Below are 3,710 nucleotides of genomic sequence, written 5' to 3'. Positions count from 1 at the left end.
ATATTATGTTTATTATATTATAAACTTTATAAGGAAGTGTTTGTTTAATGCAAGATGCAGATATGTTTTGGAGTGCATCCCAAGATGAGCTAAAACAGGGCTATATCCAAGATGAGAATCAGTTTATTTGTTTGCTGTGCGGACATACAGTTCAAAAGGGGATCGTATACCCAAAAGATGGGACTCTTTATGAAGCAGAGAGGTATATGCGTATTCATATCGAAAATGTACATCAATCGGTATTCGAATACTTGATTGATCTCGATAAGAAATTAACAGGTCTCACAGATCACCAGAATCGCCTACTTCGCCTTTTTTATCAAGGTAAGAACGATGCTGAGGTGCAAGAGGAAATGGGGATTGGAAGTTCTTCTACTATTCGGAACCATCGCTTTGTATTAAAGGAGAAAGAGCGTCAAGCTAAGTTATTCTTAGCCATGATGGAACTTCTAAAAGATAAAGATAAACATGCGCCGGCATTTGTCCCTCTTCATCAAAATGCAAGGATGGTCGATGATCGTTATAACGTTACTAAGGAAGAAAAGATGGCCGTACTGAAAAAATATTTCCCTGAAGGCAGTCAGGATGCATTAAAGTCTTTCCCGCCAAAGGAAAAACAGAGGCTAATCATTCTCCAAGAAATTACGAACCGCTTTGAAAATGAGCGGAATTACGAAGAAAAAGAAATCAATCAAATATTGGGCGCCATCTATCATGATCATGTTCTATTAAGAAGATATTTAATAGAATATGGGTTCTTGGATAGAAAGCAAGATGGGAGCCAATATTGGCTGAAGAAATAGACAGGAGGCAATCGATATGGATCGTAAAAAAGAATTGAAGCAATTATATAAGGAAACGAAAGTGGAAGCGGGTGTATACCAAATAAGAAATACGATAAATAATAAAGTGTTTATCGGCAGCACCAGAAATCTAAAGACGTTGAAGGGAAAGCAATTTGAATTGGAAATGGGAACGAACACGAATAAAGTGCTGCAAGATGAGTGGAATCAATATGGGAAAGAGGCTTTTTCTTTTGAGGTACTTGAGGTATTAAAGCCGAAAGAAACAGGTTTTTTCGATAGTAAACGGGAATTGAAAAAACTTGAAGAAGTGTGGGTGGAAAAAATACAGCCATTTGAAGAACGGGGATATAATCGAGTGAAATTGAACTGACATATAGGAAGTTTAGCTTTCAGTTTATAAGATTGCAGAAGACAATATAGGTTCATCCAACACTCCCCGCATTAACACGTCTCGTTTCGGAAATGGAATAAATAAGGAATTATTGAAGCGGATGATAATATATTTAAGTGTTTACGACTAGGGGGTGCGGGGATGGAAAATGGAGATGAATATGTAAGAGCGAAAAAAAGGGTGGAAAACCTTAAGGCCTTCTACATTCATCTAACGGTATATTTATTGGTGAATATCATGTTTTTTGTCATGAATTTATTAACGGATCCTGGTTATTGGTGGTTCCTTTATCCTCTTGGAGGGTGGGGGATCGGAGTTTTGGTACACGGCATAACGACTTTTGCACACGGAAGCTTCGGGGCCAAGTGGGAAGAAAGAAAGATAAAAGAATACATGGAAAAGAATAAAAAGAACAGCTGATATATGGATACGTTCGACTTGGGAGTCATTTATGGCTCCTTTTTTTGCGTGTGAAGATCAGTAAGTTACCATTAGAGGATCTCTTTGGATAGATAATTAGAGGATCTCACTTGTTGTTAGTTTTTAAATGGTTTAAGCTATTAGTGAGGGATCCGGATTTTGATGATCGAAACTGTTATTGACCAAGGGGGGAACCCTTAAAGGACCTTCACTAAATAATTTATTTTAGGAGTTGCAAATGAAAAAGATAGGATGGACCATAACGGGGATAGGGACAATCATTGCATTGGGCGCCCTGCTTTATCCTTTTAATGTTATTGATAAAATACAATGTATATATCTATTGCTTGGCGGTGCGGGATTAATGTTTGTCGGTTCCATGGTCAGGGCACTTACGTTCCTTAAGCGATAAAAGATGATGATTAAAATGATTGAATCTAAAACGGTAAATGCAAGGTGATATCATGGAGAAAAATCAATTGAAATATGCGCAGCAGCATCTTGCTAATGAACGAACCTTTTTGGCGTGGATAAGAACGGTGATTGCCATAGTGGGGGTTGGTTTTCTAACGACGAGCCTGCACTTTACGATTGGGGTGCATCGGGATGCCCGGATTGACTTGATCAGTATCATACTGGGCATATTTGCATGTGGTTTGGGTCTTGTGATTACAGTTCTGGCGACGTTCAGTTATCTACAGAAGAAGCGGCAAATCAATGAAGAGACCTTCCAGCCCTCCGGTGGGCAGGTCGTTCTTATCGCTGTCTTTATGGTCATACTGTTATCAATGATCATTTTATATTTTCTTTTTTTATAAAAGGTTAACATTCTGCCCTACATGATATAGGGCAGTTTTTTTAGTTTCTTCTATATATATTTATTCTTACATCATTGCGGGAACATTTCTTCCATTATCGAACTGTTATTTACAAACAGAGGTTTGAAAAACTCTAAAATAAGAAGAATCTTGTAACAATATTCTCTTCCATTTTATGAGGTATAGGATCATTCTACCTCAATGATCCTTGGTTTTGCAGGAAAGATGACATCCTTGTATAAGGTATGTGTTCATTTTGTATAAGTAGTAATAAGCGATAGAGAATTCTTCGTCATCCATTTGACTTCAGGAGCGGCCTTTCATTTGTAAGTAAACTTCACATCACAACAGTAATGAAGGCAATAACAAATGCTGATGGTTCAAGTCAATGAAAATGGCGGAAAACGGGGGGGATAAAGTAACCCGTTCATAGCAATGCTTTCGTTAGAGGGTGTTACCACCATTCAATCTTGATCAAGTTTTAAATCTTTGTTTAATTTCCATTTTGTGAGATATGATAAAAGGGAATGAAAAGGAGGTCAATAAGATGGTGGATATAAAAAAAGGTGAAAGTTCTTTTTTTGTCGAAGAATCTGGCGAGAAACTTGCAGAAATCACATTCTTTAAATCAGGTGAAGATGAAATCACAGTCGACCATACTGTTGTTTCTGACAAGCTCCGCGGGCAGAAGGTAGGAAATGCCCTTGTTGAAAGGATAATAGGGTTTGCACGCGAGGAAAAACTGAAAATTGTTCCGGTATGTTCATTCGTTCAAAAACAGTTTGAAAAAAATACAGAATATGAGGATGTCTTGGCTAAATGAATGAAAGGGGTGTACACAGAGGGGATGGAGATATTCACTGGTGTTCACCCCTTTTTGCATGATTGAGATAATAAAGGGTAATTGTGTATAGAGGTGTTAAGGTCGAACGCCATTTATTATTTAGCCCCTTTCCTCCAAAGGCATTGCTTGCATTAAATATTGGGGAGGTGCTTGTATGGCTATTAACCTACAACTGCTATTGAATCTTGGCAAAGGAAAATGTGGGCAGCAGTTTGAAACAGGTCGTGCACGGGAATGAGGCTAAGTTTTATTTCAAGAGTAAATAATGCCAGCGAACTCTTTTCACATAGGAGATTGACAGTGAAAAATGAAACTGTAAAGGAAAATGCATGATTCCTCATAGAAAAAACATCTTCTACAAGTCGTGTAAGTGGGGTTTCTGATAAATGCATTTTTTATAAACTTATAATTTAAAATGCAGGATCTGTTAT

Annotated in this window: 6 protein-coding genes; all 6 read left to right on the top strand. The window is 37.6% G+C overall.

The genetic code is table 11. The annotated features are described in order from the left end of the window. The first annotated feature begins 47 nt into the window (after window positions 1-47). The 6 genes from ACFWE9_RS26255 (at window position 48) to ACFWE9_RS26230 (ending at window position 3,258) form a co-directional block, all read left to right on the top strand. The gene (locus ACFWE9_RS26255; protein WP_230154871.1) at window positions 48-803 is read left to right on the top strand and encodes a DUF2087 domain-containing protein; all 756 of its coding nucleotides are present in this window, start codon (window positions 48-50) and stop codon (window positions 801-803) included. A 16-nt stretch (window positions 804-819) separates the two neighbouring features. Further along, window positions 820-1,176: a GIY-YIG nuclease family protein gene (locus tag ACFWE9_RS26250; protein WP_230154873.1), complete on the top strand. Its 357-nt coding sequence runs from the start codon at window positions 820-822 to the stop codon at window positions 1,174-1,176. A gap of 162 nt (window positions 1,177-1,338) precedes the next feature. Continuing rightward, window positions 1,339-1,617 carry a 2TM domain-containing protein gene (locus ACFWE9_RS26245; protein WP_230154874.1) on the top strand — a complete coding sequence of 93 codons (279 nt, stop codon included), beginning with the start codon at window positions 1,339-1,341 and terminating at the stop codon, window positions 1,615-1,617. A gap of 238 nt (window positions 1,618-1,855) precedes the next feature. Beyond that, on the top strand, window positions 1,856-2,029 hold the full coding sequence (locus tag ACFWE9_RS26240) for a hypothetical protein (protein WP_230154876.1): 174 nt from the start codon (window positions 1,856-1,858) through the stop codon (window positions 2,027-2,029). 52 nt (window positions 2,030-2,081) lie between these two features. Beyond that, entirely contained in the window at window positions 2,082-2,435 is a 354-nt protein-coding gene (locus ACFWE9_RS26235) for a YidH family protein (protein ID WP_230154877.1), read from the top strand. A gap of 547 nt (window positions 2,436-2,982) precedes the next feature. Further along, complete coding sequence (locus ACFWE9_RS26230) at window positions 2,983-3,258, top strand: GNAT family N-acetyltransferase (protein WP_230154878.1); 276 nt, start codon at window positions 2,983-2,985, stop codon at window positions 3,256-3,258. Window positions 3,259-3,710 lie beyond the last annotated feature (452 nt).

It is taken from the genome of Peribacillus sp. NPDC060253 (assembly GCF_042727425.1).
GTDB lineage: Bacteria > Bacillota > Bacilli > Bacillales > DSM-1321 > Peribacillus.
The sequence above is the reverse complement of the archived record's forward strand: the minus strand, read 5'-3'. Positions and strand labels throughout refer to the sequence as shown.